The organism is Pseudonocardia halophobica, from assembly GCF_050948485.1.
Lineage (GTDB): Bacteria > Actinomycetota > Actinomycetes > Mycobacteriales > Pseudonocardiaceae > Pseudonocardia > Pseudonocardia halophobica.
Genome location: NZ_CP192046.1, coordinates 6,060,603 through 6,087,097, shown reverse-complemented (window position 1 = coordinate 6,087,097; position 26,495 = coordinate 6,060,603). Strand labels below are relative to the sequence as shown.

Genomic DNA, 26,495 nt, shown 5'->3' with positions numbered 1-26,495 from the left:
TCCCACGGAGCTCATCACCTCGGCGAACCGCCGGCGTGAGCGGAGTGTCCGGCACCGGCAAGGTCGCCCACGGCGTCGTCGTCGTCGCGCTGAAGGTAGAAGCGGACGGGCACGAGCTCGTCGGTGTCGGGGTCGCTCATGCTGGTGTGCTCCTGGTGTTCTCCTGGTGTTCGGGCTCGGAGGGTCGGGGCGGCGTGCACGGCGTCGGGTAGCTGGTGTGGCCGCGTGGCCCTGGCCCCCAGCCGAACGCTCCGCGCTTGGATGTCGCCGGTTCGGGGTATCTCGTCGGCGACGTCCGCGCGGCGAACTACGGCCTCGAAGAGACGCCGCCGCAATCCGGACCGGCTGGGCCCGGCCGCGAAGGGGTGATCGTGTGCCTTCAGCAAACAACACCGATGACGCTCAGAACGTCGAGCCGCTCGACCGCGACGACGAGATTCCGGCTGACGAGCAGCCGCCCGACACGGACGGGGACGACTCCATCGACCAGACGGTGGGGCAGGGTCCACCGGACGTCCTGCTCGACGTCCATAATCTTTCGGTCGACGAAATCACCCTTGAGGTCGACGACCTCGAGGCCCACGTTTCGCTTCGAGCCGAAGTGCTCGAACTGCTGAAGCTCAATGTGGGCGCCGACGTTACCCTCGGACGCGTTTCACTCAAGATCACCGGCGTGAAGGCCCAGGTGCTGCTCAAGGTCCGCCTCGACCGAGTCGCACAGATCATCGACCGTGTGCTGACCACGATCGATCACAACCCCCAGATCGTCGAACAGGTGGTGGGCACCGTCGAACCGGCCGTGCACGACGTCGGCCCAACGGTCGGAGAGATCGGCGCGGGTGGGGGGCAAACCGCCGAGGAGCTCGGTCAAGACGCGGGGGACACGGTGGGAGAGGCCGGCCAGGGGGCCGCCGACGCCGTCGAACCGATGGACGACGAGGCTGATGCGGCGCTCGGGGTCGACGAGGACTCACAGTCCCCCGCCCGACGATCATGAGTCAGCGCGATCGCCGCAGCTCGCCGGACATCTCCTTCACCGCGACCGTGCAAGCCCAGCAGATGCGATGGGATGAGGTCCCGGACGTCCATGTGACCTTCACCGGCTCACCCGGCTTCGAATCCGTCTCCGAAAGCGACCGCATCAACCTTCCGGACAGCGTGCGGGCCGGGGAGACCTACCGGAACGTGCGGGTCGACTACCGGCTCGAATGCACGCTCCCTGACCAACTCGACGACGCCCGCCCCGACGCCTAACCGACCAGCTGCTGCAGACACGCTATGTGTGGGGCCCTGGGGGGCCGGGTGGACCTACCCCCCCGGCGATGGGGGCGGGTGGTCGGCCGGGGTGCACGTGGCCCCGCGTCGCACGCACCCGGGTTCCACCCCGGGTTCGGTTGCTCCACACGTGCGCCCCGGCCACCTCGGTGGGCTACGCCTCGGCGTCGCCGTCCTCGTCGTCCTCGTACTCGCCGTCCTCGTCGCCGTCGTCCTCGACGTCCGCCGGGTCGACCTCGGCGTGCTGGGTGGGCTCGGCCTCGGCGGGCTCGGTGGTCATGTCGTCGGGCTGGGGCTCGGTCATTGCTGCCTCCTGCTGGGTGGGTCGGGTGAGCGTCTGGTGGTGGGTGCGCCAGTGGTCGAGGGCCAGGCGCTCGATGCCCACGTCGTCGTGGTCGATGAGGTGGGCCCCGCAGCAGGACAGCCACACCTCGGCGGGGCTGCACCACACCAGCAGGCTGTCCCCGTTGTCGGCGATGGCCGGGAAGCGGACGCTGAGCCTCGTGGGGTAGTCGGCGGTGCTGGCGTCGCGCAGGGCTTCGGCCCGGCCGAAGCGGCGCTCGCGCTTGGACACCCGGCGCTTGATGCGGCGCACCTGCCCGGCGCGCCAGTGGTAAAAGCGGCGGGTCCGGGTTAGGGCGTCCTGCTCGTCGCCGTCGATGAGGGGCAGCCGTCGCCACATGGCTGACCCCCCGCGCTCGAGCTAGGCGAAGGGTGGCCTTCGCAGGCTGGCAACTGTCTGGATCGCCGGCCACTCCTGTCTGGAGCGCCCGGCCTCGGGGCGATCTTCAAGGCATCCCGCTGGGCCTGCTGACCTGCCAGCTGATCCTGTACTGACCGCCCCGAGAACTGATATCCGTCCTCGGGACGGCTGGACCCCCACGAAGGTCCGCAGGTGAAGTGCCCCGCAGAGCAGCCCCCACACCGGCGGAAACACCGTTTCACCCGTTTGCCGAACCGCCCCGGGTCGTGTCCGTCCCCGGGGCGGCCGAGGCCGTGATGACTCCGGCTTTGAGTCCCTGGCTTGGGATGCCGAGTAAGCGGGCACAATGAGCGTGTGGGCCTGGGAGTCGCCCCCGGGCCCACAAGCGATACAGCAGCCCCCAGCTCGCTACGGACGAGCTGGGGGCCGTTGTGCTTGCGCTGGGGAGCTAGTCATTGCAACGGCAGTCGCCGTTCGTCTCGCTCAAGAACCAGACCTCGGCCAGATCCGTTGCCGCCAGTCCCTGTTCGGTGGCGATCCGCTCGAGGGCAGACCCGAGCTGTGACGTCAGCTGCACGGCGACGTTGATCAGCTCGGCGGGCCCGGACTCGGCAAGCACCGACTCGAGGACGCGTCGGGCTGCCGCGAGCCCCTGCTCGGCGTTGTAGTCATCGGAGACGATCGCGCGCACGGCTTCGCAGCAGACGGACGCGGCAGGCAGGCCCGGAAGTTCGTGCTGGGAGTGCCCGCGCTTGTCCATGCTGCGCTCTTCGTGGGCATGGCTGGCTGAGATGACGCCGGAAGCCTCGATGCCGGATGGCCTCACCCGAGCAGGGGTTGGGGGGGCGCCTGCTCGGGCGAGGGCATCCAAACGGCAAGGACAATGGCGCGGGTTGCCGGGCACGGCGCAAACCCCCTGTCCTACCGCCTCGCCAAACCCTAAGACCTCCACTTGGGTGGAGGGTCAAGTGCGGTTGGAGCTAGCCTCGGGCAAATGCGCATTGGGGAACTCGCTGCGCGAACCGGAGTGCGGGTGCGGACGATCCGCTTCTACGAGCAGGCCGGGCTCCTGTCAGCCCCGGCGCGCACGCCCGGGGGCCAGCGTGAGTACGACGACGAAGCAGTGATGCGACTGCGATTCGCACGATCCGCGCAAGCTCTCGGCCTGTCGCTGGCTCAGATCGCCGAGGTGCTGCGCGTCCGGGACCGTGAAGGGCCGCCGTGCGAGCACGTGACTGAGCTGCTCGAAAAGCACATTGAAGGCTTAGAGATAAAGATCAGGGAGCTGACCGCTCTGCGCGACGACCTCCGCGCCCGCGTTCCGCCAGCCGTCCTACCGGATCCGGGCCGCTGTCCCTCCGATCGGATCTGCTACCTCATCGAGGATGAAGGCCGCGCGAATCCGGTAGATGACAGCGAGGGTGACGAGTGAGGTCAGCCGGGCCCACATCGTCGAGCGCATTACGCCAGAGACCTTTGCCAGTGGCGGCCGCTACGCCTGCGGCGACCTTAGGCGGAAGAGGCTGGTGGAAGATCCTTCGGATCACAGAACACGGCTCGGCGAAGGTCGCGGATGGCCGTATCAATGTGCTCGATAGCCTCGACAACTCGCCGGTCCGCATACTCGCTTGCGCCAAGGGCTGCGGACAGACGTAGCTGGGCCATCGACAGCTTCTTGACCACGGCTACGGTCAACCTGTCCGCGAGACGTGCCTCGTGTTCGGCCACGGCCGCCGACACCTCGTCCTCGCACTCCTCCTCCGAGGAATCCGCGATCGTGGCGTGCAACTGCAGCCGCGCTCCGCATCGCGGGCAGCCCGCTGCTTGCAACTTCGGCCCGTCTGGCTCGGCTAGCCAGCGAGTGATCGGGACGTGCTCTCGGCAGGCAGGGCAGGTGACCACTTCACGGTGCTACCCAGCCATGGAGTCGAGCACAACATCAGAACCACCCGAGAAGGCTGAACCTGTACGGCAGGCCTCACAAGGGGGCTCGTCGAGAGCCCCGCCGTTAGCTCAGGGCGGCGCACATCCCCTGACCGCTTCCGCATGTGGGACGGCCTCGCCCGCTCATGGGGTCGTAATCGCTCGGGCCAGGCGGGCCTCGCGCATGGTGCGGACGACCACGGCGGCGGCCTGCACCTCGTCGGGGGTCAGGGGCGGGCAGTGCTGGGCCACGGCGTCGACGTGTTCCAGGACCGGGTTGTTGTGCCGGGCGAACAGGTCGTCCTGCTCGATACACAGCTCCCTGGTGAGGGCGGCGAGGACGCCGGCGGGTGGTTCGGCGCGACCGGTCTCGTAGCACTTGAGGGCGTCCGGGCTGCGGCCGGCGCGGGGCAGTCAGCTCGGCTGGCGTCTGCCCGACACCGTGCCGGTGACCGCGCAGCCGGTCGGGGGAGAAGTCCATGCCGCAAGAATGGTTACGCCCAGCGGCGAATGCCAACCTGCGGTCGGACCCCGCGTGCGAATGAGCTGGCGGTCGCTCGCGGATTCACTCGGCCAGGTGTCGCGGTACGTTTGTCCAGCTCAGTAGTGGTGTGGGGCCGCTTGGTGCTGACTGTAGCGGGGTGCGACACTATTGTGGGTTGGCTGAGCGTTGCATTGCGGCGCAATTCCTAGCGATTCTGCGCGGGCAAAATGCTGACCCGCGATGAGTCGAACACCGGCTTTCCCTTCTGGTGCGGCCGGGGCTCGATCTCCACGTACCGGCCGCGCAGGGCTCGCGCAAGCATGGCGCGGCGGAGCGTGCCGTTCGCCGCCTCATCAGCGTCCCAGTCGGCCGCCAGCTCCTCGGCGCGCGCCACTTCGAACTCCGGGCCCTCCTGCGCTGTCTGGGCGGCCAGTTCGTCGCGCTCGGCCTCCAGATGGACCACCCGCGCGTGCGCGTGCTTGTGGCCGACCTCCCACGCCGACAGGCTGATCTCGCCCCGGCCCAGCTTCTCCGACAGGGCGTCCTCGACCTGCCGGGCGGCCTCCAGCTCCTCGGCGATCTCGTCGACGCGGCGGCTGGTCTGCGCGGCGGCGGTGGCGTCGGCAACGTCTTCCGCGTCGAGGCGCTCTTCCGGTGCCGCCTCCCCCCGCAGATGCCCGGCCGCGAGCTGGGCCGGGAGCGGTGGGAGGAGCTGTGGTCGGACCTCACCGCGATGCTGCGCGACGGCGAGCGGCGCGGCCGGATCGAGACCCTGCGGCCCGAGCACGACCCGGCCCTACTGGCGCCACCCGACCGCGGGTCGGTCTGCGCGAGCGTCGTCTACACCTACCGCCGCGCCGGGCAGCCCTGCCTGGTGTGCGGCACGCCGATCGCCCGCACCACGCACCTGGCCCGGAACCTCTTCTGGTGCCCGACCTGCCAGGCGGGCTGAGTCAGGCCGGGGTCGCCTCGAGCACGACCAGGCCCACCGGCGAGGGCGTCGGCACGATCCGGCGGAGCGCGAACCCGGCCGAGGCGAAGAGCTCGCCGAACTCCCGCGCGGTCCGTTCGCACCCGGTGGCGAGGAGCAGCATCGTCGTGTCCATGCGGATCACCGCCGGCCCGTCCGCGGCCCGCTCCGGCAGCATCGCGTCGACCACCAGCAGCGTCGCGTCCGGCCCCATCGCCTCCCGGCAGCGGGACAGCAGGCGGCGCGCGTCGGCGTCGTCCCAGTCGTGGAGGATCCGGGAGAGCAGGTAGGCGTCGCCGCCCACCGGGACCCCGGCGAAGAAGTCGCCCGCGACGACCTCGGTGCCCTCGGGCACGCGGGCGTCGGCCACCACCTCGGGCCGGTCGAACAGCACGCCCGACAGCGCGGGCGTGGCAGCGAGGACGGCGGACAGCAGCACCCCGGTGCTGCCGCCGACGTCGACCAGCCTGCGGAACCGGCCGAAGTCGTAGGCGGCGACGACGTCGGCCGCCTCGCGGGCCGACCGGTCCTTCTGCGAGGCCTGGAACGCGGCGAGCTCGGCCGGGCGTCCAACGATGTGGTCGAAGAACGGCTTCCCCCGGGCCCGCTCGAAGGCCACCTCGCCGTCACGTACCGCGTCGGGCAGCGCCGGCGCGGCGGTCGCGTACAGGCCGCCGCGGGCGCGGACCGCGCCGCGCAGCGAGCCCGGGACGTCGGACCGCAGCAGCCGCCCGCTGGGGGTCAGCGAGAACGTCCCGTCGGGGAACTCCGCGAGCACGCCCTCCGCGACCAGCAGCCGCAGCACCCGGCGCAGCGGCCCGGGCCGGGCGCCGACCTCGGCGGCCAGCTGCGCGGCGTCGCACGCGCCGCGGGCCAGGACGTCGGCCACCCCGAGCTCCGCCGCGACGTGCAGCGCGGCGGTGACGAGGTAGCCGTCCGCCAGGCGGGAGAGTCGGGCGGCCGGGTCGACCACCGGGGCCGCTGCCGTGCCGTCGGTCGTGCTCTGTGTCGTCGGGGCGACCATCGGGGACCTCCTGTCGTCGACACGCAGGAGAGGGCACGGCGGGCGCGGGAGATACGGGAGAAGGGCCCGGAAACGATCCGGAAATGCACGACCGGCCCGGGACGTAGCGCTCCGGGCCGGTCAGTGTCGCAGGGCCGGTCGAGCCGGCCGACGTCGTCGTTGACGGGGAGTTACCCCGGTGATCAGAAGTCGAAACCTCCACCGCCGAAGTCGCCGCCCATGTCCCCGCCGAAGTCGCCCCCGGGGTCGCCCCCCATGTCGCCGCCGGAGTCGCCGCCGGCGTCGCCGGAGCCGTCGCCGCCCGCGGCCATGTCCGCGGCCATCGCGTCGGAGTAGCCGTCGGCGTAGGCGCTGCCGGCCATGCCGGAGAACATCGCGCTGAACAGCAGGGCCGAGCCGACGCCCCAGGCGCCGGCGACCAGCGCCGGCTTCCACCAGGGCTGGCTGTACCAGCCGGCGGGCACCGGCCGGCCCGCGACGTTGCCGCCGGGGTAGTAGTGCGCGTTGCGCTCCGAGGGGTTCGGCGAGGCGCTGTAGTGCTGGCCCTCGACGTCGACCTCGCGCTCCTCGGTCACCGCGCCCGCGCGCGCCTGGCCGGGCAGCGGCGGCAGCTCGGGACCGGGGTCGAGGTCCATCGCGGTGCGCGCCGCGCGGACGTAGTAGAGGCCCTCGTAGGCGGTCTCGGTGACGCCACGGGCCTGGGCGGGTGTGCGGGCCTGGTCGAGCTGGGAGCCGGCCGCGTTGTAGCGCTCGGACGCGTCGGCGAGGGCCTGCTTGGCCGCCTCGTTGGTGCCCACGAGATTGAGCACCTGGCCGCCGAGGCGCTCGACCCAGCGGCGCGCGTCGGCCTTGGCGTCCTCGAGCTCGCGGGCCTGGCCGGCGTTCCGGTTGCGGACCAGCCAGACGACGCCCGCCACCACGGCGAGCAGCAGGACGATGGTCACGAGGTCCACGGATTCTCCTTGTAGGCGGGTTGTGCACACCGACAACGGACAGACCGGCACGAACGTTCCCGCGACTAGGCTCGTGCCCGTGGCGGACAGCAAACCGGTCGAGGCCTGGATGACCGACATGGACGGCGTGCTCGTCCATGAGGGGAGCATCATCCCCGGTGCGGACGCGTTCGTGAACCGCCTCCGCGAGTCGGGCACCCCGTTCCTGGTTCTCACCAACAACTCGATCTACACGCCGCGGGATCTGCAGTTCCGGCTGCGCAACACTGGGATCGAGGTGCCGGTCGAGTCCATCTGGACCTCCGCGCTGGCCACCGCGGCGTTCCTCGACAACCAGCGGCCCGGCGGGTCGGCGTACGTGGTCGGCGAGGCCGGCCTGACGACCGCCCTGCACGAGATCGGGTACGTGCTCACCGAGTCGGACCCGGACTACGTCGTGCTGGGGGAGACGCGGACCTACAGCTTCGAGGCGGTGACGACGGCGATCCGGCTCGTCGAGCGCGGCGCCCGGTTCGTGGCGACCAACCCCGACCCGACCGGCCCGTCGAACGAGGGGAGCCTGCCCGCCACGGGCTCGGTCGCCGCGCTGATCACCCGCGCCACCGGCGTCGACCCCTACTTCGTGGGCAAGCCGAACCCGCTGATGATGCGCGCGGCGCTCAACCGGCTCGAGGCGCACTCCGAGACCACGGTCATGATCGGCGACCGGATGGACACGGACGTGGTGGCCGGCATGGAGGCCGGGATGCGGACGGTGCTCGTGCTGTCCGGGATCATGCGGGCCGCGGCCGTCGACCGCTACCCGTACCGGCCGACGCGCGTGATCGGGTCCATCGCCGAGCTCGTGGACGAGATCTAGCCGAGACCGGGTGGTCCACGCCGGCGGGCACCACCGGCGTGGACCGGCGGCCGGTGAGGGAGGGGTTCTCCCGGCCGCGGGGTCGGCGTGCACGCCCGCGCCCGATCGGAAGATCGAACCGGCGGCGCGCCCCGGGAGATGACTCGGCTGGTTCATCCGCCGCGTTACGCGGCGTCACGTGACTGTCGACCCGCGTTCGGACGGGCCGCGCGCGCCCGCGCCGTGCGCCCGGACGCGGCTGACCAGCGCGGGGGACCGGCCCGCCGCGGCGGACCGGAGCGGCGGGCGGCGGTCAGCCCGTGGCGTAGGTCTCCGCGGTCTTGCTGTCGAACTCGAGCGCCACGAACTGCTCCTCGCCCACGACCCAGGCGTCGTGCCCGCGCGCCACCTGGTACGCGTCGCCGGGGCCGATGTCGAGCTCCGCGCCGGAGTCGTCGCGCAGGTGCAGGCGTCCCGCGATCACGTAGCCGAGGTGCGGGGTCTGGCAGCTCGTCGTCCCCGCGATCGGCTTGATGCACTCCGACCAGCGCCATCCCGGCTGCAGGCGGATCCGGCCGACGGTCGCGCCGGGCAGGCTGACGACGTCGAGGACGGTCTTGTCGGGGCGGCGCGACTCGTCCGGCTCGTCGAGGCTCCGCTTGTCCATGCCCGCCATGACGCTCTCCCTCCGGTCGCCGACGACGGCGTCATCGTGCGCCCGCAGCGTCGCAGCGGGGTGGACCCCGGGACGATACGTAGTTTCCGCCACGGCCGGGTGCACCTATCGGTGGTCCGCTGGACTTGGTCAGTCTCTCTGACTATTCTCGGCGGTCCTTCCGATCAGCTGTGCGACCGAGGAGGTCGGCATGAGTGTCGCCATCCGGACCCGTGTCTCCGCGCCCGTCGAGCTGTACGACGCCGTCCATGCCGAGGTGGTGCGGCGGACCGGGGGAGCGGTCGACGGTCTCCTGGTCCACGTCGGCCTGCCGACCTCCGACGGCTTCGAGGTGCTCGAGGTCTGGGACTCCAGGGCCGCGTACGAGCACTACACGGAGACCCTGGTCGCGCCGGTGGTCGCCGAGCTGTCCGCCGGGCGGACCGGTCCCGGTCCCGAGATGACGACGGAGGAACTGGAGCCGCGCGGTCTGGTGATCACCCAGAGCCCTGTGGTCGTATAGACCGACCGCGCAGGCGGCGGGCACGCGGAGGCCGGGGCTTGCGAACTACAGCGATGTGATTACCCTCGGCGGCATGAGCGACACCCTCTGGTGGAGCTGCGCCGCCTGCGGCTCCTACGCCGAACTGCCCGCCGAGGAGTCCGAGGGCTTCGACATCGGCTGCCCCGACTGCCGGAGCCCCATGACGGCCCAGTGGTTCTGGGACGACCGGGCCGGCGAGGCCGCCTGATTCAACCCGCGTTCGGGTCGCCCGCGGGGTCGAGCAGCTCCGCGGGCAGGTCGCGGTGCGGCCGCCAGGCGTCGGGCGTCGGGCCGTCCGTGCGGGCGAGCTGACGCAGCGTGACGGCGACGACCGCCCGTCCCACGGGGTCCTCCGGCAGGTCGATGGGCACCCGGCCGGCGCGCACTGCGTCCCGCACGGATTCCTTGAGCGCCCGCAGCAACGGGTCGCCGGCGACGTCGAGCACCGCGTCGAACCCGGCGAGCCGGTCCGCGTCGAAGGGATGCGGTCGCCCGAGGTGGTCGGCCGCCGGGTGCGCGGGATAGGCGTGCGCGACGGCCACGTGCCCGGCCCGGATCGGCACGGTCGGCGCGGACCCGCGGCCGATCAGGTGCGGCAGCAGGTGGGTGTGCGGGCCGAGCGGCGAGCGCCCGTCCGGCCCGGGGATCGGGGCGTACACCTCGACCCGGCCGACGGCCGTCAGGAACACCCGGTGCGGGCTGCGGGCGACCAGCTCCGCGCCCAGGGACGTGGCGAACAGGGGCTGCCCGGCGTGGGCGCCGACCAGGGCCAGCAGCTCGGCGTCGTCGGTCCGGACGCAGGCGTCGACGGTCGGGGTGCCGAGCCCGAGGTCGACGAGGACGGCGCCGCGGTCGTCGGCGCGCAGGGCGTCGGCGTCGGGCCCCAGCTGCGTGACCGTCGTCCGGCCCGCGCGCCGCGCCTCGGCGTGCGGCAGGCAGAACGCGACGGCCTGGGTCCAGTGCAGCCCCGGCCCCGCCGGCGTCTCATAGGCGATCGGGAGGACCGTCGGCGGCGGCTCGAGCCGGATCCCGCCGCGGGCCGTGACGACCGTGCTCCCGTCGCCGTCGACCACCTCGCCCGGGTCCCGGGCGAACTCCGCGATGGCGCCCGGCGGTCCCATGCTCCAGCCCGTCGCCGGGTCGCCGAGCAGCTCCCGTCCCAGCTCCCGCGCGTCGACCACCCCGTGATGCTGGCCGGGGCACCGACCGGCCCGCAAGCCGGGCCCGATCCGGGCACGAACGGCGGGGTCCGGCGGACGAACGGCGGGGCGCGGCCGGAATCGTGGTCGACCACTTGTTCGCCGCAGGTGCCGGGCGCATGCTGGGCAGTCATGCCGAGCACATGCAGAGGTCAGCTCCCGGGGCCCGGGCCGGGCCGCTGCGCCGCGCCCCCGTCCTGATCACGTCTCGAGGGAATTCCCGTGTCGCTCACCTACGACATCGTCGTCAAGAGGAAGAAGCAGAAGGGCGGGAGCGCGCCGCACCCGACGCGGGGTGAGTCCAACCGCACGTGGTGGCCGGACCGGCTGAACCTGAGGATCCTCGCCAAGAACCCCGCCGTCGCCGATCCGATGGGCGAGGGGTTCGACTACGCCGCCGAGTTCGAGACCCTGGACCTGGACGCAGTGCGCCGGGACATCGAGGCGGTCCTCACGACCTCGCAGGACTGGTGGCCCGCCGACCACGGCCACTACGGCCCGCTCATGGTCCGCATGGCCTGGCACGCGGCCGGCACGTACCGGATCCAGGACGGCCGTGGCGGCGCCGGCACCGGCATGCTGCGCTTCGCCCCGCTGAACAGCTGGCCGGACAACAAGAGCCTGGACAAGGCGCGCCGGCTGCTGTGGCCGGTGAAGCGGAAGTACGGCCGCAAGCTGTCCTGGGCCGACCTCACGATCTTCGCCGGGAACGTGGCCCTGGAGTCGATGGGCTTCACGACCCTCGGCTTCGGCGGCGGCCGGGCGGACGTCTGGGAGTCCGACGGCGACGTCTACTGGGGTCCCGAGCGCACCTGGCTCACCGACGGCCGCCACACCCACGTCCGCGAGCTGCAGAGCCCGCTGGCCGCCTCCGAGATGGGCCTGATCTACGTCGACCCGGAAGGCCCGCACCGCGTTCCGGACCCGCTCCTCGCGGCCCGCGACATGCGGGAGACCTTCCGGCGCATGGGGTTCGACGACGAGGAGACCGTCGCGCTGATCGTCGGCGGTCACACGTTCGGCAAGACGCACGGCGCGGCCCGCCAGGACCATCTCGGCCCCGAACCCGAGGCCGCCCCGCTGGAGGAGCAGGGCCTCGGCTGGCGGAGCAGCTTCGGCAGCGGCAAGGGCGCGGACGCGATCACCAGCGGCCTCGAGGGCACCTGGACACCCACCCCGACGAGGTGGGACGGCAGCTTCCTCACGAACCTGTACGACTACGAGTGGGACGCGGTCCTGAGCCCGGCCGGCGCCTGGCAGTGGGTCCCGTCGGACGGGGCCGGGGCAGGCACCGTCCCCGACGCCCACGACCCGTCGAGGACCCACACGCCGACCTTCCTCACCACGGACCTGGCGCTGCGCTTCGACCCGGGCTACGCGCCGATCTCGCGGCGGTTCCGGGACGACCCGGACCTGCTGGCCGCGGCGTTCGCCCGGGCCTGGTTCAAGCTCACGCACCTCGACATGGGCCCGGTCCGGCGCTACCGCGGGCCGCTGGTTCCCGCCGAGACGCTGATCTGGCAGGACCCGGTCCCGGACGTCGACCACGGGCTCGTCGGTCCCGAGGACGTCGCCCGCCTCAAGCGCGAGATCCTCGACTCGGGGCTGTCGATGGCCCAGCTCGTCGCCACCGCCTGGGCGTCCGCGTCGACCTTCCGCGTCAGCGACCGGCGCGGCGGGGCGAACGGGGCGCGGATCCGCCTGGAGCCGCAGCGCCGGTGGGAGGTCAACGAGCCCGACGGCCTCGACGTCGTGCTGGGCGCCCTGGGAGCGATCCGGGAGTCGTTCCACCGCTCGCGGAGCGACGGCACGCGGATCTCCCTGGCCGACCTGATCGTGCTCGGCGGGTGTGCGGCGGTGGAGCAGGCCGCCCGGCGGGCCGGGTACGCCGTCGAGGTCCCCTTCACGCCGGGCCGCACGGACGCGTCGCAGGAGCAGACCGACGTCGGGTCGTTCGCCGCGCTGGAGCCCGCCGCGGACGGCTTCCGCAACTACGTCGGCCGGGCGGATCTGGTCGCGCCGGAACACCAGCTGGTCGACCGCGCCCACCTGCTGACCCTCAGCGCGCCCGAGATGACCGTGCTGGTGGGGGGCCTGCGGGTGCTGAACGCCAACGTCGGGCGGTCCCCGCTGGGCGTGCTCACCGCCCGGCCCGGGACGCTGACCACGGACTTCTTCGTGAACCTGCTCGACATGGACACGGAGTGGACGCCGACGCGCTCGGGGCAGGTCTTCGAGGGCCGCGACCGCGCCACCGGCGAGACCCGGTGGACCGCGAGCCGCGTCGACCTCGTGTTCGGCGCGAACTCGGAGCTGCGGGCGCTCGCGGAGGTCTACGCCGCCGACGACGCGGGGGAGAAGTTCGTGTGGGACTTCGTGGCGGCGTGGGACAAGGTCATGAACCTCGACCGGGTGTGACCGGCCGGGTGCGCCCCGAACGACCACACCCGGCCCGACGTGGTCGGGGTGGCGGGATTTGAACCCACGGCCCCTCGCTCCCAAAGCGAGTGCGCTACCAAGCTGCGCCACACCCCGTCGCGAGGGAGTCTAGGCCACCCGGCCGGGACCGATGTGCCGACCGCGACACGGCAGCGCCTCTGGTCACTCCGCGGCCGCCTCCGTGCACCGGCGCGAGGCCGTCGACCTGCGGCTGCACCACGCAACGATCCGGGCCTTCGTGACCACGAGGCGGACGCGGCGGCCCGGCCGACGTGACGGACGATGGGGTGGGGAGGCTGCCGAGGGTCGGCCGCTGATCGGCTATCCTTGCCGGGTCCGCGGAGGGATCCGGGGGCACGCGGGCGTAGCTCAATGGTAGAGCCCCAGTCTTCCAAACTGGCTACGCGGGTTCGATTCCCGTCGCCCGCTCCACGCTTGACCAGCACAAACGCTCGCCGCTTGCTCGCCGCAGGCGACAGCGTGGCACCACATGTGGCACCAATGGATCTAGCGTTCGTGCCATGACGGGGCGTCCAGGTACCGGTACGAGTCGCGCTCGGGGCAACATCGAGAGACTCCAGAGCGGGGCCCTGCGTGTGCGCGTGTACGGCGGACGGGACCCGATCACCAAGCAGCGGATCACGCTTACAGAGGTCATCCCGCCGGGACCGAAGGCGCGGCGAGAGGCCGAGCTGGTTCGCAACCGCCTCCTGCTTCAGGTCGCCGAGCGACGGAACCCGAAGTCGAGCGCCACCATCGATCAGCTCCTGGAGCGCTACCTCGAGCAGTTCCAGGATGCGCCCAACACGCTCGACCTGTACCGCACCCACGTCCGGAACCACATCTCGCCCTGCCTCGGCTCTGTGAAGGTCGGCCGGCTCGACGCCGAGATCCTCGACTCCTTCTACGCGGAGCTCCGGCGCCGCCGTCGGCACTGCTCCAGAAAGCGGCTCATCGATCACCGCGTGCTCGGCGAGCACGATTGCGACGATCGCTGCCGGCCGCCCGAGTGCAAGCCGCTCACGGCCACGACCATCCGGCACATCCACTTCATCCTCTCCGGCGCCTACAAGAAAGGCCGTCCGATGGGGGTGGGTGAAGGAGAGCCCCACTACCTGGGCCGAGCCGCCGGCTGCCCCGAAGCCGAACCCGCAGCCGCCGTCGGCCGAGCAGGCAGCGCGAATCATCAACGAGGCCTGGTACGACCTAGATTGGGGCGCCATGGTCTGGACGGCGATGACGACGGGCGTGCGGCGAGGTGAGCTCTGCGCGATCCGGCTCTCGTCAGTGGACCTCACCGAGGGACGCGAGACGCTCTGGCTCCAGCGAGCCGTCCGCCGCGATCCGGGAGTCGGCTGGGGAGAAGGAGGATCGAAGACTCACCAGCAACGGCGTATCGCGCTCGACGCGGAGACGGCGAGCGTCCTGCGCGATCAGCTGGCTAGGGTCCGCCGTCGCGCGGAGCAGATCCAGGTCGAGCTGTCGCCGGAGGCCTACCTGTTCTCGCCCGCGCCGGACGGCTCGACCTTCCTCACCCCTGCCGGCGTGACCGCGCGTTACGCGCGCATGGTCGCCCGCCTCGGCATCGAGACAACGCTGCACAAGCTGCGGCACTACTCGGCCACCGAGCTCATCGCAGCCGGCGTCGACCCACGCACGGTCGCCGGCAGGCTAGGACACGGCGGAGGCGGCACGACGACCCTCAAGACCTACACGGCATGGGTTTCAGAAGCCGATCAGCGCGCGGCCAGAGGAATCGGTGCGAATGCCCTCACGTCCGGCGGAAATCGACGCGGCTCAGCGTGAGGCGAGCAGCCCCGCTTCCCCTACCAGCGGATCGCTGCTTCCCTGATAAGGGACTGGGAAGCAGTTGGCGTGATCCCTTCTGTCAACGCTGCAGAACTTGCCGCAGCCAACGAGGTCTCGCTCGCAACCGCACGTAGAGCTATCTCTCTAGCGAGTTCATGGCTCGTTGACGCCGGCAAGGCCGGCACTCTGCTCGGCGAGCCGGCAGCGGCCAGTGTCGCTAGGGTCGAGGTGTCGTCTCCCGCCCGGGAACAGGCATGGTTGGAGACGAACCAGGTATCGCCCGTAGACGATGAAGCAGACTGGTCGGTCGTCCTGCGGACTTCGGATGGTCAACGCTTTCCAGCAAAGAATCGTACGCGCACGGCTGACTGACCCAGAATCGTTCCGTAAACACTTGCGTGGGATTGCTGCCGCTGAGCTGCCGGCCGAGCCGGCCGACTCGGAGCTTGAAGATGGCTGTGAGCTTGAGGTTCGAGCTCTAGCGGATCCGACCCGAGATAATCGTAGTAATTCGTTGATCAAGTGTTATCTGAATACGTCTCGTCCCGATAAGTCGCGAACCTTCACATCAGGGAGAGTTCAGGCGGTCACAAGCACGCTAATATGGCAGATGTGAGGGCAGCCACCTATCTCCGTCAGAGCCAGGATCGGGCAGGGGACGAGCTCGGAATTTCTCGTTAGCGAGAGGACGCGGAGAAGCTGACCCACGACAGGCTGGACTCTGACGAAGGAGTTCACGGACAACGGGGTCTCGGCTTCCGGGCGCAGGCGACGGCCGGGGTTCCAATACCACGCACGACATGCACGAGGCACTCGAGTCGATCTACGAGCGGGTGCTGTCCCGCAATCCGGCGAGACGGAGTTCAGATGAAGGTGCGCTCCTCGACCCGCGCGACGTCGTCCGGGTCGGAGGCGGCGTAGAAGCTGTTTGGCCTACGGGAGAGACGGACAGCTGTCCCGGCCCGAACCAGGCGCATCACGAGCCGGCGCCATTCGTCGTCGTGCCGATGCGGTCGTCGCCCAGGGCATGGAGGCCGGCGGGCATCGCGGCAGCTTCGACCCGCAGGCAGCCGAGCAGATCGACGTTGGGCTCTTCGCCTTGCTGCCGCATCTGGTCGATCGGCTGCGGATTCCGGTGATTGCCGCGGGCGGGATCGGCGATGGTCGTGGCGTGGCTGCCGCACTGGCTCTGGGCGCAAGCGCGGTCCAGGTGGGCACCGCGTTGCTGCGTTCGCCGGACGCGGGCATCGACGAGGGCTGGTCGGCCTGCCTGGACGGGTTGGCCCCGGAGCAGACGGTCGCCACCCGCGCCTACTCCGGCCGGCTCGGACGAGCGGTACCGACCCGGTTCGTGACGGCGTGGGCGGCGCCCGGGGCGCCCTTACCCGGAGCAGCGGCGACTGGTCGGTCAGTGGCGGCGTGGCGCGGCGGTCGGGGTGGATCGGGTCAACCACTGGCCGGGCAGAGCGCGGCGTTGGCCGCGGCGGCACCTGCCGGAGAGATCATCGAGCGCATGTGGAGCGTGGCGCGCGGGTTGCTCGCTTGATCAGCACGCTCGCTGGGAACGACCTGTTCGAGGGGCACCCGCGGATCGGCAGTTGCTACGCCATCGTTCTGCGAGCCGGCCGGATGCGGCCGCTCAGCGTCTCGGTGCCGTCTCAGACGCGTTCAAGACCGCCCGTCGTGCGTGGTGGAACCGGAACGGGATTGTGCTCGTCCCGAGCGGTTGAGGGCAGCTCGTGTCGATCAGCGCGGCGCGTCCCGGTCGTGGTCTGGCCAGCCAAGTAGCTTCGCGCCGAGCGCCGCGGTCTGGATGGTGAAGCGTTGCACGGGATCTGTGGGGTCGTAGCCGGTGAGCGTTCTGATCCGGTCAAGGCGGTAGGTGACCGCGCGGACGGACAGGTGCAGGCACCGCGCGGTTTCGGTGACGACGCTCCCGGTGGCGAAGTAGGCATTGAGGGTGTCCAGGAACGGTTTGGCTCCACCGCGCGCCTGGACCAGCCCGCCCAGCACGGACAGGACCAGGTCGGTGATGGCGGGTTGATCACGTAGGAGCACGCGGTAGATGAGCAGCTGCTCGGCACAGATCACGGGGGTGTCCAGGTGCAGCCGCACCGCCATGGTCAGGCCCTCGCGAGCTTCCTCGTACGAGCGGGGGATTCCGTAGGAGCCTGGGTAGGGTCGTCCCACACTGACTCGCCACGGCTGGCCGCGGCGCGACCGGCCGAGTTCGGCGAACATGAAATCGCCAAGTTTCGTTGGTTCCGATCGGGCTCCGGGCAAAGACGGCATGTCAGCGTCGGCGGGAGCCACAACGACGATGAAGCCGTCCTTGGCGGCCACCAACACCTCGCGGTCGCCGACGCGGCGCACAACGGCATGTTCCAGGGAACTGACCGCCGACTCGGCGTCCTCGAGCCGCCCGGTGGGCGCGGCCAAGGCAACCTGATGCGTGCGGGCCATGTCCAGCCCGAAAGGTTCAGCCCGTTCCACCAGCCGACCCACATCGGCGTCCCCGCGCAGCAGGTCCTCGATGAACTCCCGACGCAGCGTCTCCTCCCAGCGCGCCATCTGCCGGCGGGCCTCGGTGTAGCCCTCGACGAGGCTGGCGACCGCGGCGTCGACCACGTGCAGTACCGCCTCGGCGGCGGCCCGCACCGCCCCGCTGTCCCGGGAGCGGATCACCATTGGCAGCTCGCCCCATACCCGTCGAGCGGCCGCGAGATAGAGCTGCACGGCGCTGCCCGCCGACACCCCGAGCTCGGCGGCCCTCCTTCCCAGCATTCCCACTGCATCGATCTCGGACGAGTGCGGTTTGCGTCCGGTGATGGCGGCCTCGGCCAACATCGTCAGGTAGTCGCCGAGGAGCTCCACCGGGACGCCACGCACCTCGCGGCCGGCGGCCTGCGCTGCCTCGGTCAGCCATGTGTCGTCCACCATCGGTGGTTCGGCTCGCGTACCTGGGCGCGGCTCACCTTGGTCCGACACGACCGCCGCTTCGCTGGATCAAGCGACCATGGGACAGACACTGTCGGTCATGGGGCTGCGAGACGCTGTCGCTGTCTACGCCGATCATCGCCGGTTCCGTGCGGTGCTGCGCGGCCCGGCGCTCTCGCCCTGGCCGGTTGCTTGATCGCCTTCAGGCACCGGATCTGCGGCGCGCCCGGCGGCGGGTTGCGTCATCCGAGCGCTGTCATGGCCGAAGATCGCGGACGGGCTGCGGCCGTAGTGCAGGTCGGACCCCGCGAGGTAGTCGTCGTGGTCGCGGGAAGCCGGAGTCGGGTCGTCCACGCGGTCGTCCGGTACGAGGTCGCTGCTGCCGACCCCCGGCAACTGCTCCAACAACCCCACGGCAGCAGGTACGTCCGGCCCGGCGGTGATCCTCCTCCGGCGGGCGGTGATCCGGCGGCGGTCGTGCGAGCGCCGGAGCTGTCTCGCCAGCTTGGCGCCGGCGCAGTCCAGCGCCCCGTAGAAGTCCTGTGCACAGGCCTCGGCGCGGACCATCGGCTGGCATCCTCTGCCCGTGATCTTTACCCGCTGACAGCTCCCGCTCTGCCGGCGGTTCGGCTCGTGGACGAGCTCGACATCCACGCCGGTGAGCTTGTGGTCGTAGCGCTCCACACGGCCGATCTTCTCCTCGACGCGGATCCGGAAATGCTCCGGCACCTCCACGTTCCGGCCGCTGACAACGATCTCCACTCGACTTCCCTCGCTCTCCGTGCTCAATCAGCATCGGGTAGCAGTTCCGGGGTTGCTAGGGCCGACGGACCTTGACCGGCTCCTTGACCGACTGCGATCAGTCCTTATCAGACTGCACCCATATCGTATCACGATAGAGTTGGCGAATGTGATCACACGTGGGCCATGGTTGTCGTAGTGCAGCTTGCCAAGGCCCGGCAAGATCGACATCGCTGTGTCGCCCATATCGGCCGTCGGCCGCCGGCAACGAGGGGGACCCGCTGGCGTAGAACAGGTTGATCCACGCCGTGGGACCGGCGCGGCTGGGTCGGTCAGCGCCGGTGAAGTTGTCCCGCTTCCAATCGCTGGTGCCCGTAGTGAGGCTGCCGGCCGTCGGCAACCTGATCAGGGGGAAGTTGGCCGGTCGCCATGATGCCGTGGAATGAGCGGTCGGAGCAGTATTGGCTTTAGCCGGACGCGACTCCGGCTGGAGCGGTCGTTCTTTCGGGTCCAGCCCACCGGCCGTTGGGACGGGATGTCGTCCATTGACGCTCCCGGTGCCCCGGACCGAGCTCCCTTACAAGGAGGCGTCGTGCTCAGTGATAACGAGCGGAAGACGTTGGAGGAACTCGAACGTCAATTCATGGCCGACGACCCAGAATTCCCGCGGCTGTTCGACGTTCGCGCGCAGCGTCTGGACAGCAACCACCACTTCGGGATCTCGTTCGCGATTGCAGTCGCGCTCGTGACCGCAGCGCTGTTCTTCACGGTCATGTTGGCGACCGTGTCCTTGGCTGGCGCACTGGCGTTCGCTGCGGTGACCGGACTGATCTGGGTGGCCTGGCGGCACTCGGATCCCACGCGCCGCCCAGCACGAATGACGGACCCGCACGACGAGTCTTGAGAATCGTCCCATCGAGGCGTCCCACCTGTAGATCCGTCGCGAGCTCGGGTCGTCCGGTTCGGGGCGAACGCCGGAGGCACGACATGACGATCACCATCTACGTACTGGTCGCAGTTCTGACGCTGGCCGTAGTGTTGTTCGGGCGGAGCGTGCGGGTCATCACCCAATTCGAGCGGGGGGTGGTGTTCCGGTTCGGTCGGATGCGCCCGCACACCCTGAACCTGGGGCGCGCTGCAGCTGCGGCTGCTGCAGACCGTCGTCGAGGTGGCGGCGGAGAAGAACTCCACCCTGGTCCTGCCCTTCCCCGTCGAACTGCTGCGCTTCCTCGAACGCGCAGCACCCTCCGAGGCCACTGGGCCGGTGCATCCCGGTGCCCCTGCGCGACCGAGCGCCGCTGTCCCGGCCGACCGAGCGGCACACCGCGCCGCTCCGGATGCGGCAGTGCCGGTGGCCCACGCGGTGGCAGAGCAATGAGCCCGGCTGGTGCGTCCAATGCCTTGGCGCCGGCGGGGCGCTCATGCGCGCCTTGCCAGGGCGCGAGCCAAGTCACCGCGCTGGCGCCCGCACCTGGCCGCCGCCGTCACCGTGTGATCAAGGTTGCAACCTTGTCCGTATTCGGGGCCGTCCGCATCAGTGGGGGCGCGTCGTGAGCGCCGGGTCGCTACGCCACGATATCGCCGATCGCGACGATATCGCCGATCTGGTGGACGAGTTCTATCGGCGGGTGTTCAGCGACGAGGTCCTCGGGCCGATCTTCGTCGAGGTCGCCCGCGTGGACCTGTCCGCGCACCTGCCGGTGATGTGTGACTTCTGGTCCACGGTGTTGCTCCGGGACGGGACGTATCACCGCAACGCGTTGCGCCCCCACCTCGATCTGTATGCACGATGTGAGCTCACTGAGGCGCACTTCGCGCGCTGGCGAGCGCTATGGACGGCGACCGTCGACCAGCAGCACGCGGGGAAGCGGGCGGAGCTGGCCAAGAGCCAAGCCACGCGGATCGCCGGCGCGATCCGCCGCCGGCTACCCGGTGCGCAGGCGAGCGAGCTCCTCACCCTCTTGCCGCAGCATCTGGAGCAGGGGATGCCATGACCGCCGTCGAACCGAAGCCGATCACCCCCCGCTCGTACCCGGCGCGCCGGTCGGGCAAGGGATCCATGCTTCCAAAGATGTTGCGCACGACGGACCCGAAGGACATTGCCCTTCTCTATCTGGTCACTTCCTTCGGGTTCTTCATGGTCGGCGGGGCGATGGCCCTGCTCATCCGCGCCGAGCTGGCCCGCCCGGAGCAACAGTTCCTCTCGAGCGAGCAGTACAACCAGCTGTTCACCATGCACGGCACGATCATGCTGCTGCTCTACGCCACCCCGATCTTCTTCGGGTTCGCGAACTACATCGTGCCGTTGCAGATCGGCGCACCGGACGTCGCGTTTCCCCGGCTCAACGCCGTTTCCTACTGGTTGTTCCTGTTCGGTGGCCTCACTGTGATGGCCGGCTTCCTGACTCCCGGAGGCGCCGCGGACTCGGGATGGTTCGCCTACACCCCGCTCTCCGGTGCACTTCACTCGCCCGGCGCAGGGCAAGACCTGTGGATCTGTGGGCTGATCGTCGCCGGGCTGGGCACGATCCTGGGCGCGGTGAACTTCGTGACGACGATCGTCTGCATGCGCTGTCCCGGGATGGTCATGTTCCGCATGCCGATCTTCACGTGGAACGTGTTCGTCACGTCCCTGCTGGTCCTGATGGCGTTCCCGGTGCTCACCGCGGCCCTGTTCGGGCTGCTGGCGGACCGGCAGCTCGGCGCGCACGTCTTCGATCCGGCGCACGGTGGGGGGATTCTCTGGCAGCACCTGTTCTGGTTCTTCGGCCATCCCGAGGTCTACATCGTCGCTCTGCCGTTCTTCGGCATCGTCACCGAGGTCTTCCCGGTCTTCAGCCGCAAACCGCTGTTCGGCTACAAAGGCATGGTCTTCGCGACGCTTGCGATCGCGATGCTGTCGATGTCGGTGTGGGCTCACCACATGTTCGCGACCGGTGCGGTGCTGCTGGCCTTCTTCTCCCTCACGAGCTTCTTGATCGCCGTCCCGACGGGGATCAAGTTCGTGAACTGGATCGGCACGATGTGGAGAGGCAAGCTGACCTTCGAGACGCCGATGCTGTTCTCGCTCGGGTTCGCCGCCACGTTCCTCTTCGGTGGAATGACCGGAGTCCTGTTGGCCTCGCCCCCGCTGAACTGGCACGTCACCGACACCTACTTCGTCGTCGCGCACTTCCACTACGTGCTGTTCGGGACGATCGTCTTCGCGACCTACGCCGGCATCTACTTCTGGTTCCCGAAGATGACCGGCCGGATGCTCGACGAAGCCCTCGGCAAGCTGCACTTCTGGCTGACCTTCCTCGGGTTTCACACCACGTTCCTGGTGCAGCACTGGCTGGGCAACGAGGGCATGCCGCGCCGCTACGCCGACTACCTGCCGACCGACGGGTTCACCACCCTCAACATGATCTCGTCGATCGGCGCGTTCGTCCTCGGGGTGTCGGTGCTGCCGTTCATCTGGAACGTGTTCCGCAGCTACCGGTACGGGCGGGTGATCACCGTCGACGACCCGTGGGGGCACGGGAACTCGCTGGAGTGGGCCACGAGCTGCCCGCCGCCGCGGCACAACTTCACCGAGCTGCCCCGGATCCGCTCCGAGCGCCCCGCATTCGAGCTGCACTACCCACACCTGGTGGAGCGCCTGCGCGCCGAGAGCCACTCCGTCAGCCGTCGGGGGCACGCCGAACCGACGCCATCGGAGCTCGCGGCGCATGCGGTGCAGCCCGACATCGAGGAGGACCCCCGTGCCCAATGACCTGGCCTCGACGAACGAACTGGCGTGGGGGAGCGAGGGTGGTCGGCTGCGTCCGGCGTCACCTGACGGAGCCGACGACGGGTCCGACGACGATCCGGCGCGTAAAACCATGGCCCTCCCCTGCCTGCACCAGTCGCACAGCAACGTACGCGGCCCACCGCCGACGGGGCTCTCGACGGACAGTTGGCCCATATAGATCCCTTTGCAAGATCCAATATCCCAGACCGGCCCTGTGAAACGGGCAGGGTCGCCAGGAGGTGCCTCGTGCTCAACAACCACGACCGGGAGATCCTCTTCGAGACCGAACGTCGGCTGCTGAGAGTGTCGTCGCGCGCCCACGACCCGAGCGTGCAGGGGTCCGCTGGATCCCCGGGAGCCATCACCATTGGTCCGGACCTGGCCCTGGCCCTGGCGAGATGGGAGAACGAGGGCGGCCGCTGGATCCCCCGGGCGGCCGCTGGTACTGACACCGACAGTGGCGAAAGCAGCAGTCCGAAGATGCCACGCCCACGCGTAAGGGTCGGCCGGGTCTACGACGCGCGTACAGCCGAGGACGGCACCCGGGTGTTGGTCGACCGCCTCTGGCCACGCGGTTTGACCAGAAGTCGGGCTGACCTCGACGAATGGTGCAAGCAGATCGCTCCGTCCGCGGCGCTGCGCAGGTGGTACGGCCACGACCCGACCCGGTTCGCCGAATTCGGACGCCGCTACCGGAGCGAGCTCGCCGATCCCGAGCGGGCCGCTGCGCTGCAGCATCTGCGCGAGTTGGCGCAGCAGCGGCCGATGGCCTTGCTCACCGCTACCCGAGAGGTCGAGAACAGCGAGGCCGCCGTGCTCGCGGACCTGCTCGTCGCTGGATCGACGACCAACTGATGGCCGCCTCGTCCAGCGCGGACCCACGATCGCAGAGGGGCAGAATCGTGGTCGGCGTTGATGGCTCACCCGGATCGCTGGCCGCCCTGCGCTGGGCGGTCCGGGAAGCCTCCGGGCGCCGCATTGCGGTACATGCGGTGACGGTATGGGACTTCCCGGTTGAGTCGACCTTCGCCGACACGGCCACCGTCGGCGAGGTTCATCCGCTGGTCGCGGCTGAAAGGATCCTCGTATCGGCCCTCGTCGATACGGGCGTCGCAGCCGACGACGAGACGGTCACGACCGCGCTCATGAAGGGGCACCACTCCGCGCGCCGCAGGGAAATGGCTCCGGAACTCAGCGAGGGTGTCGTGCCGGAGAGCATCGGGCACACCAAGCTTGCCCATCGCAACGGGGCCTGCCCCGAAGAGAGCATGAAGGCTGTCTGGGACGCCCGCGAGATGCCGGCCGGGGCGCGGCCGCTGCCGGTTCGACATCGGCCCCGGTCGGTTCATCTGCTCCAGCACCCAGGGCGTGCCGGCCTACCCGGTAGAGCTCGCCACCACCTGAACGGGAGGACACGGCCATGACCACTGCGCCGGACGGCCAAGTCGCAATCGACGAGCAGCGCGATCGCGATCCGCACGACCCCGACCCCACCGAGACCGAGGAATGGCGGCAGTCAGTTGACGGCGTGATCGAGCACGCCGGACGCAACCGAGCTCGTCACCTCGTGCTCGACGTCTTGGAGCGCGCGCAAGAACGTCAGCTGGGCGTACCAGGTCTGCGCGGCAGCGACTATGTCAACACGATCCCACCGGAGTCCGAGCCGCGGTTCCCCGGGGACGAGCGGATCGAGCGGCGGATCCGGGCCTACATACGCTGGAACGCCGCGATCATGGTGCACCGAGCGCAGCGGCCCGGACTCGGGGTTGGCGGCCACATCTCGACCTATGCCTCATCTGCGTCCCTCTACGAAGTGGGGTTCAACCACTTCTTCCGCGGCCGCTGCGCGGAAGGCGGTGGCGACCAGATCTACATCCAAGGCCACGCCTCACCAGGCATCTATGCCAGAGCGTTCCTGGAGGGCCGGCTCTCGCAGGACCGGCTCGACGGGTTCCGTCAGGAGGTTTCCCACACGACGAGGGGAGGTGGACTGCCCTCCTACCCTCACCCCCGCCTAATGCCCGACTTCTGGGAGTTCCCGACCGTCTCGATGGGCCTGGGCGCCCTCAACGCGATCTACCAGGCCCGGTTCAACCGCTACCTGCACGCCCGAGGTATCACCGACACCACCCGGCAACGGGTGTGGGCCTTCCTCGGCGACGGCGAGATGGACGAGCCGGAATCACTGGCTGCCATCGGCCTGGCCGCCCGCGAAGAGCTGGACAACCTCACCTTCGTCGTCAACTGCAACCTGCAGCGCCTCGACGGCCCGGTCCGGGGAAACGGCAAGATCATCCAGGAGCTCGAGGAATTCTTCCGCGGCGCGGGCTGGAACGTCATCAAGGTGATCTGGGGGCGGGAATGGGACCCGCTCCTCGCCGCCGACGACGACGGCGCGCTGGTCGAGTTGATGAACACCACCGTCGACGGCGACTACCAGACCTACAAGGCCAACGACGGCGCGTTCGTCCGAGAACACTTCTTCAACCGCGACCCCCGGACGGCGGCCATGGTCGAGCACTTGTCCGACACCCAGATCTGGAACCTCAAGCGTGGCGGACACGACTACCGCAAGCTCTACGCTGCGTACAAGGCAGCGACCGAGCACACCGGCCGACCGACGGTGATCCTGGCCAAGACCATCAAGGGCTGGACGCTCGGCTCACACTTCGAGGGCCGCAATTCCACCCACCAGATGAAGAAGCTGACCGACGAGGACCTGCGCGCCTTCCGGGACCGGCTCGAACTCGACATCCCGGACAAAGCCCTCGACGACACGCTGCCCCCGTACTACCCGGCGCACCGCTGGTCGGAGGAGCTGGTCTACCTGCACGAACGCCGACGGGCCCTGGGTGGGTACCTGCCCGCCCGCACCGTGGCCAGCACACCGCTGGTCCTGCCCGGGGACCCGGTCTACGCAGTGGCCCGCAACGGGTCGGGTACCCAACAGGTCGCCACCACCATGGCCTTCGTCCGATTGCTCAAAGACCTGATGAAGGACACAGAGATCGGCCCACGGTTCGTCCCCGTCATCCCCGATGAGGCCCGGACCTTCGGACTGGACGCGCTGTTCCCGTCGAGAAAGATCTACAACCCGCACGGCCAGCGTTACCTGTCGGTGGACCGCGACCAACTCCTGAGCTACCAGGAGGACGCCTCCGGTGTCCTGCTGCACGAGGGCATCACGGAGGCCGGCTCGGTCGCGTCCTGGACCGCCGCCGGCACCTCGTACGCCACACACGGCGAACCGATGATCCCGGTCTACATCTTCTACTCGATGTTCGGCTTCCAGCGTACCGGCGACGGCCTGTGGGCCGCCGCTGATCAGATGGCACGCGGTTTCCTGCTCGGCGCGACCGCCGGCCGCACGACCCTGAACGGGGAAGGCCTCCAACACCAGGACGGGCATTCCCTGCTGCTGGCCTCGACCAATCCGGCCTGCGTGGCCTACGACGCCGCGTACTCCTTCGAGCTCGGCCACATCGTGCGCGAGGGGCTGCGGCGAATGTACGGCGAGCCCCACCCGGGGGAGGACCAGAACGTCTTCTACTACCTCACCCTCTACAACGAGCCGATCGTCCAACCGCCGGAGCCCGACGACGTCGACGTGCGCGGCATCCTCGCCGGAATGCACCGCTACTCCGCCGCGCCCGACGGCGAGGGATCTCGCGTGCAGATCCTCGCCTCCGGTATCGCCGTGCCCTGGGCCCTGCAGGCGCAGCGGCTGCTGCACAACGACTGGAGGGTGCGTGCCGACGTGTGGTCCGTGACGTCCTGGACCGAGCTTCGCCGCGAGGCCCTCGCGGCAGACCGGTGGAACTCCCTGCATCCCGACCGGCCCCAGCGAATCCCCTATGTCACCTGGCGACTGCAGGACCGGCCGGGTCCGGTGGTGGCTGTGTCGGACTGGATGCGGGCGGTACCCGACCAGATCGCCCCCTTCGTGCCCGGCCGGTGGGCGTCGCTGGGGACCGACGGGTTCGGGCGCTCCGACACCCGCACGGTCCTGCGCCGCCATCACCGCGTGGACGCGCCGTGGATTGTGCTGCGCGCACTCGAGCACCTGGTCAGCCAGGGAGAGCGGGATCGCACGGTCCTGAGCCGGGCCGCCGCGGTATACGGCCTCGGCGACGGGCCGACCGGCTGCGGAGCGCCGCCGTGACGGAGAGCGACGAGCTACTCCGGTTGAACGGTCAGGGTCACGCAGCACCGGCCCGGCTCCGGGTCGA

28 protein-coding genes, 2 tRNA genes and 2 pseudogenes are annotated in these 26,495 nt (G+C 70.0%); 20 read left to right on the top strand and 12 right to left on the bottom strand.

The genetic code is table 11. The features are described from left to right. Positions 1 to 35: 35 nt before the first annotated feature. The 3 genes from ACQP04_RS29100 to ACQP04_RS29090 all read left to right on the top strand — a co-directional run bounded on the left by ACQP04_RS29100 (position 36) and on the right by ACQP04_RS29090 (position 1,254). A complete protein-coding gene (locus tag ACQP04_RS29100) occupies positions 36 to 212 on the top strand; it encodes a hypothetical protein (RefSeq protein ID WP_433503721.1) in 177 nt (58 codons plus the stop codon). Positions 213 to 373: 161 nt separating this feature from the next. Beyond that, on the top strand, positions 374 to 997 hold the full coding sequence (locus tag ACQP04_RS29095) for a hypothetical protein (RefSeq protein WP_433503720.1): 624 nt from the start codon (positions 374 to 376) through the stop codon (positions 995 to 997). Next, positions 994 to 1,254, top strand: coding sequence for a hypothetical protein (locus ACQP04_RS29090; RefSeq protein WP_433503719.1), 261 nt, complete (start codon positions 994 to 996; stop codon positions 1,252 to 1,254). Before ACQP04_RS29095 ends, ACQP04_RS29090 begins: the two co-directional genes overlap by 4 nt. A 175-nt stretch (positions 1,255 to 1,429) precedes the next feature. Here the strand turns inward: ACQP04_RS29090 and ACQP04_RS29085 are convergent, their stop codons facing one another. Together ACQP04_RS29085 and ACQP04_RS29080 are read right to left on the bottom strand one after the other, a co-directional pair. Next, a complete protein-coding gene (locus ACQP04_RS29085) occupies positions 1,430 to 1,957 on the bottom strand; it encodes a hypothetical protein (protein WP_433503718.1) in 528 nt (175 codons plus the stop codon). A 469-nt stretch (positions 1,958 to 2,426) separates the two neighbouring features. Next, a complete protein-coding gene (locus tag ACQP04_RS29080) occupies positions 2,427 to 2,738 on the bottom strand; it encodes a hypothetical protein (RefSeq protein ID WP_433503717.1) in 312 nt (103 codons plus the stop codon). Between the two features lie 234 nt (positions 2,739 to 2,972). On the opposite strand from ACQP04_RS29080, the gene ACQP04_RS29075 reads away from it, so the two are divergent. After that, on the top strand, positions 2,973 to 3,410 hold the full coding sequence (locus ACQP04_RS29075) for a heavy metal-responsive transcriptional regulator (RefSeq protein WP_433503716.1): 438 nt from the start codon (positions 2,973 to 2,975) through the stop codon (positions 3,408 to 3,410). 77 nt (positions 3,411 to 3,487) lie between these two features. Here the strand turns inward: ACQP04_RS29075 and ACQP04_RS29070 are convergent, their stop codons facing one another. Together ACQP04_RS29070 and ACQP04_RS29065 are read right to left on the bottom strand one after the other, a co-directional pair. Next, complete coding sequence (locus ACQP04_RS29070; RefSeq protein ID WP_433503715.1) at positions 3,488 to 3,766, bottom strand: hypothetical protein; 279 nt, start codon at positions 3,764 to 3,766, stop codon at positions 3,488 to 3,490. 824 nt (positions 3,767 to 4,590) lie between these two features. Further along, entirely contained in the window at positions 4,591 to 5,172 is a 582-nt protein-coding gene (locus ACQP04_RS29065; protein WP_433508522.1) for a hypothetical protein, read from the bottom strand. Here ACQP04_RS29065 and ACQP04_RS29060 point away from each other — a divergent pair. Further along, positions 5,059 to 5,337, top strand: coding sequence for a zinc finger domain-containing protein (locus tag ACQP04_RS29060; protein ID WP_433508458.1), 279 nt, complete (start codon positions 5,059 to 5,061; stop codon positions 5,335 to 5,337). The two genes, ACQP04_RS29065 and ACQP04_RS29060, sit on opposite strands and share 114 nt — an antisense overlap. Before the next feature lies 1 nt (position 5,338). On the opposite strand, the gene ACQP04_RS29055 is transcribed toward ACQP04_RS29060, so the two are convergent. Then, a complete protein-coding gene (locus tag ACQP04_RS29055; protein ID WP_433503714.1) occupies positions 5,339 to 6,379 on the bottom strand; it encodes a methyltransferase in 1,041 nt (346 codons plus the stop codon). A 182-nt stretch (positions 6,380 to 6,561) separates the two neighbouring features. Beyond that, complete coding sequence (locus tag ACQP04_RS29050) at positions 6,562 to 7,332, bottom strand: hypothetical protein (protein ID WP_433503713.1); 771 nt, start codon at positions 7,330 to 7,332, stop codon at positions 6,562 to 6,564. A gap of 109 nt (positions 7,333 to 7,441) precedes the next feature. Here ACQP04_RS29050 and ACQP04_RS29045 point away from each other — a divergent pair, with 109 nt between their 5' ends. Beyond that, entirely contained in the window at positions 7,442 to 8,191 is a 750-nt protein-coding gene (locus ACQP04_RS29045; RefSeq protein WP_433508457.1) for an HAD-IIA family hydrolase, read from the top strand. 292 nt (positions 8,192 to 8,483) lie between these two features. On the opposite strand, the gene ACQP04_RS29040 is transcribed toward ACQP04_RS29045, so the two are convergent. After that, positions 8,484 to 8,846: a cupin domain-containing protein gene (locus ACQP04_RS29040; RefSeq protein ID WP_433503712.1), complete on the bottom strand. Its 363-nt coding sequence runs from the start codon at positions 8,844 to 8,846 to the stop codon at positions 8,484 to 8,486. A gap of 190 nt (positions 8,847 to 9,036) precedes the next feature. Here ACQP04_RS29040 and ACQP04_RS29035 point away from each other — a divergent pair, with 190 nt between their 5' ends. Continuing rightward, positions 9,037 to 9,348 (top strand): hypothetical protein, encoded by a 312-nt coding sequence (locus ACQP04_RS29035; protein WP_433503711.1) that lies wholly within the window; start codon positions 9,037 to 9,039, stop codon positions 9,346 to 9,348. A gap of 73 nt (positions 9,349 to 9,421) precedes the next feature. After that, positions 9,422 to 9,577: a hypothetical protein gene (locus tag ACQP04_RS29030; protein ID WP_156067609.1), complete on the top strand. Its 156-nt coding sequence runs from the start codon at positions 9,422 to 9,424 to the stop codon at positions 9,575 to 9,577. A 1-nt stretch (position 9,578) separates the two neighbouring features. Here the strand turns inward: ACQP04_RS29030 and ACQP04_RS29025 are convergent, their stop codons facing one another. Then, a complete protein-coding gene (locus tag ACQP04_RS29025) occupies positions 9,579 to 10,550 on the bottom strand; it encodes a DUF6925 family protein (protein WP_433503710.1) in 972 nt (323 codons plus the stop codon). A 240-nt stretch (positions 10,551 to 10,790) separates the two neighbouring features. Between ACQP04_RS29025 and katG the strand changes: the two genes are divergently transcribed. Beyond that, complete coding sequence (katG, locus tag ACQP04_RS29020; protein ID WP_433503709.1) at positions 10,791 to 12,986, top strand: catalase/peroxidase HPI; 2,196 nt, start codon at positions 10,791 to 10,793, stop codon at positions 12,984 to 12,986. A 40-nt stretch (positions 12,987 to 13,026) separates the two neighbouring features. Here the strand turns inward: katG and ACQP04_RS29015 are convergent. Beyond that, positions 13,027 to 13,103 (bottom strand) — tRNA-Pro (locus ACQP04_RS29015). Between the two features lie 262 nt (positions 13,104 to 13,365). Between ACQP04_RS29015 and ACQP04_RS29010 the strand changes: the two genes are divergently transcribed. From ACQP04_RS29010 to ACQP04_RS29000, 3 genes are all read left to right on the top strand, one after another. After that, positions 13,366 to 13,439, top strand: a tRNA-Gly gene (locus ACQP04_RS29010). A gap of 170 nt (positions 13,440 to 13,609) precedes the next feature. After that, on the top strand, positions 13,610 to 14,269 hold the full coding sequence (locus ACQP04_RS29005; protein ID WP_433503708.1) for a hypothetical protein: 660 nt from the start codon (positions 13,610 to 13,612) through the stop codon (positions 14,267 to 14,269). Continuing rightward, positions 14,229 to 14,813, top strand: coding sequence for a tyrosine-type recombinase/integrase (locus ACQP04_RS29000; protein ID WP_433503707.1), 585 nt, complete (start codon positions 14,229 to 14,231; stop codon positions 14,811 to 14,813). Before ACQP04_RS29005 ends, ACQP04_RS29000 begins: the two co-directional genes overlap by 41 nt. A gap of 869 nt (positions 14,814 to 15,682) precedes the next feature. Here the strand turns inward: ACQP04_RS29000 and ACQP04_RS28995 are convergent. After that, positions 15,683 to 15,814, bottom strand: a pseudogene (locus ACQP04_RS28995) (hypothetical protein); the annotation flags it as partial. A 29-nt stretch (positions 15,815 to 15,843) separates the two neighbouring features. On the opposite strand from ACQP04_RS28995, the gene ACQP04_RS28990 reads away from it, so the two are divergent. After that, positions 15,844 to 16,362, top strand: coding sequence for a nitronate monooxygenase (locus ACQP04_RS28990; RefSeq protein ID WP_433503706.1), 519 nt, complete (start codon positions 15,844 to 15,846; stop codon positions 16,360 to 16,362). Between the two features lie 200 nt (positions 16,363 to 16,562). On the opposite strand, the gene ACQP04_RS28985 is transcribed toward ACQP04_RS28990, so the two are convergent. Continuing rightward, positions 16,563 to 17,756, bottom strand: a complete 1,194-nt coding sequence (locus ACQP04_RS28985) for a PucR family transcriptional regulator (RefSeq protein ID WP_433503705.1) — start codon at positions 17,754 to 17,756, stop codon at positions 16,563 to 16,565. A 132-nt stretch (positions 17,757 to 17,888) separates the two neighbouring features. Continuing rightward, positions 17,889 to 18,515, bottom strand: a complete 627-nt coding sequence (gene hpf / locus ACQP04_RS28980) for a ribosome hibernation-promoting factor, HPF/YfiA family (RefSeq protein ID WP_433503704.1) — start codon at positions 18,513 to 18,515, stop codon at positions 17,889 to 17,891. Positions 18,516 to 19,086: 571 nt separating this feature from the next. On the opposite strand from hpf, the gene ACQP04_RS28975 reads away from it, so the two are divergent. The 7 genes and pseudogenes from ACQP04_RS28975 to aceE all read left to right on the top strand — a co-directional run bounded on the left by ACQP04_RS28975 (position 19,087) and on the right by aceE (position 26,428). Then, the gene (locus tag ACQP04_RS28975; RefSeq protein ID WP_433503703.1) at positions 19,087 to 19,398 is read left to right on the top strand and encodes a DUF3040 domain-containing protein; all 312 of its coding nucleotides are present in this window, start codon (positions 19,087 to 19,089) and stop codon (positions 19,396 to 19,398) included. Between the two features lie 219 nt (positions 19,399 to 19,617). After that, positions 19,618 to 19,872: pseudogene (locus ACQP04_RS28970) on the top strand (slipin family protein); the annotation flags it as partial. A 172-nt stretch (positions 19,873 to 20,044) separates the two neighbouring features. After that, a complete protein-coding gene (locus ACQP04_RS28965; protein WP_433503702.1) occupies positions 20,045 to 20,488 on the top strand; it encodes a group III truncated hemoglobin in 444 nt (147 codons plus the stop codon). Next, on the top strand, positions 20,485 to 22,248 hold the full coding sequence (gene ctaD, locus ACQP04_RS28960; protein ID WP_433503701.1) for an aa3-type cytochrome oxidase subunit I: 1,764 nt from the start codon (positions 20,485 to 20,487) through the stop codon (positions 22,246 to 22,248). The genes ACQP04_RS28965 and ctaD overlap by 4 nt, the downstream gene beginning before the upstream one ends. Before the next feature lie 264 nt (positions 22,249 to 22,512). Next, positions 22,513 to 23,121 (top strand): DUF488 domain-containing protein, encoded by a 609-nt coding sequence (locus ACQP04_RS28955; RefSeq protein WP_433503700.1) that lies wholly within the window; start codon positions 22,513 to 22,515, stop codon positions 23,119 to 23,121. A 47-nt stretch (positions 23,122 to 23,168) separates the two neighbouring features. Continuing rightward, positions 23,169 to 23,690, top strand: a complete 522-nt coding sequence (locus tag ACQP04_RS28950; protein ID WP_433503699.1) for a universal stress protein — start codon at positions 23,169 to 23,171, stop codon at positions 23,688 to 23,690. Beyond that, positions 23,687 to 26,428 (top strand): pyruvate dehydrogenase (acetyl-transferring), homodimeric type, encoded by a 2,742-nt coding sequence (aceE, locus tag ACQP04_RS28945; protein ID WP_433503698.1) that lies wholly within the window; start codon positions 23,687 to 23,689, stop codon positions 26,426 to 26,428. Before ACQP04_RS28950 ends, aceE begins: the two co-directional genes overlap by 4 nt. The last annotated feature ends 67 nt before the right edge of the window (positions 26,429 to 26,495 follow it).

What these genes read in the sequence shown, in the direction of transcription:
- ACQP04_RS29075 (WP_433503716.1), top strand. Translation starts at nt 2,973, where the DNA reads ATGCGCATTGGGGAACTCGCTGCGCGAACCGGAGTGCGGGTGCGGACG.
- aceE (WP_433503698.1), top strand. Translation starts at nt 23,687, where the DNA reads ATGACCACTGCGCCGGACGGCCAAGTCGCAATCGACGAGCAGCGCGAT.
- ACQP04_RS29085 (WP_433503718.1), bottom strand. Translation starts at nt 1,957, where the DNA reads ATGTGGCGACGGCTGCCCCTCATCGACGGCGACGAGCAGGACGCCCTA.
- ACQP04_RS28985 (WP_433503705.1), bottom strand. Translation starts at nt 17,756, where the DNA reads ATGGTGGACGACACATGGCTGACCGAGGCAGCGCAGGCCGCCGGCCGC.
- ACQP04_RS29055 (WP_433503714.1), bottom strand. Translation starts at nt 6,379, where the DNA reads ATGGTCGCCCCGACGACACAGAGCACGACCGACGGCACGGCAGCGGCC.
- ACQP04_RS29090 (WP_433503719.1), top strand. Translation starts at nt 994, where the DNA reads ATGAGTCAGCGCGATCGCCGCAGCTCGCCGGACATCTCCTTCACCGCG.
- ctaD (WP_433503701.1), top strand. Translation starts at nt 20,485, where the DNA reads ATGACCGCCGTCGAACCGAAGCCGATCACCCCCCGCTCGTACCCGGCG.
- ACQP04_RS29040 (WP_433503712.1), bottom strand. Translation starts at nt 8,846, where the DNA reads ATGGCGGGCATGGACAAGCGGAGCCTCGACGAGCCGGACGAGTCGCGC.
- ACQP04_RS29030 (WP_156067609.1), top strand. Translation starts at nt 9,422, where the DNA reads ATGAGCGACACCCTCTGGTGGAGCTGCGCCGCCTGCGGCTCCTACGCC.
- ACQP04_RS29035 (WP_433503711.1), top strand. Translation starts at nt 9,037, where the DNA reads ATGAGTGTCGCCATCCGGACCCGTGTCTCCGCGCCCGTCGAGCTGTAC.
- ACQP04_RS29060 (WP_433508458.1), top strand. Translation starts at nt 5,059, where the DNA reads ATGCCCGGCCGCGAGCTGGGCCGGGAGCGGTGGGAGGAGCTGTGGTCG.
- ACQP04_RS29045 (WP_433508457.1), top strand. Translation starts at nt 7,442, where the DNA reads ATGACCGACATGGACGGCGTGCTCGTCCATGAGGGGAGCATCATCCCC.
- ACQP04_RS29000 (WP_433503707.1), top strand. Translation starts at nt 14,229, where the DNA reads ATGGTCTGGACGGCGATGACGACGGGCGTGCGGCGAGGTGAGCTCTGC.
- ACQP04_RS29080 (WP_433503717.1), bottom strand. Translation starts at nt 2,738, where the DNA reads ATGGACAAGCGCGGGCACTCCCAGCACGAACTTCCGGGCCTGCCTGCC.
- ACQP04_RS28990 (WP_433503706.1), top strand. Translation starts at nt 15,844, where the DNA reads ATGGAGGCCGGCGGGCATCGCGGCAGCTTCGACCCGCAGGCAGCCGAG.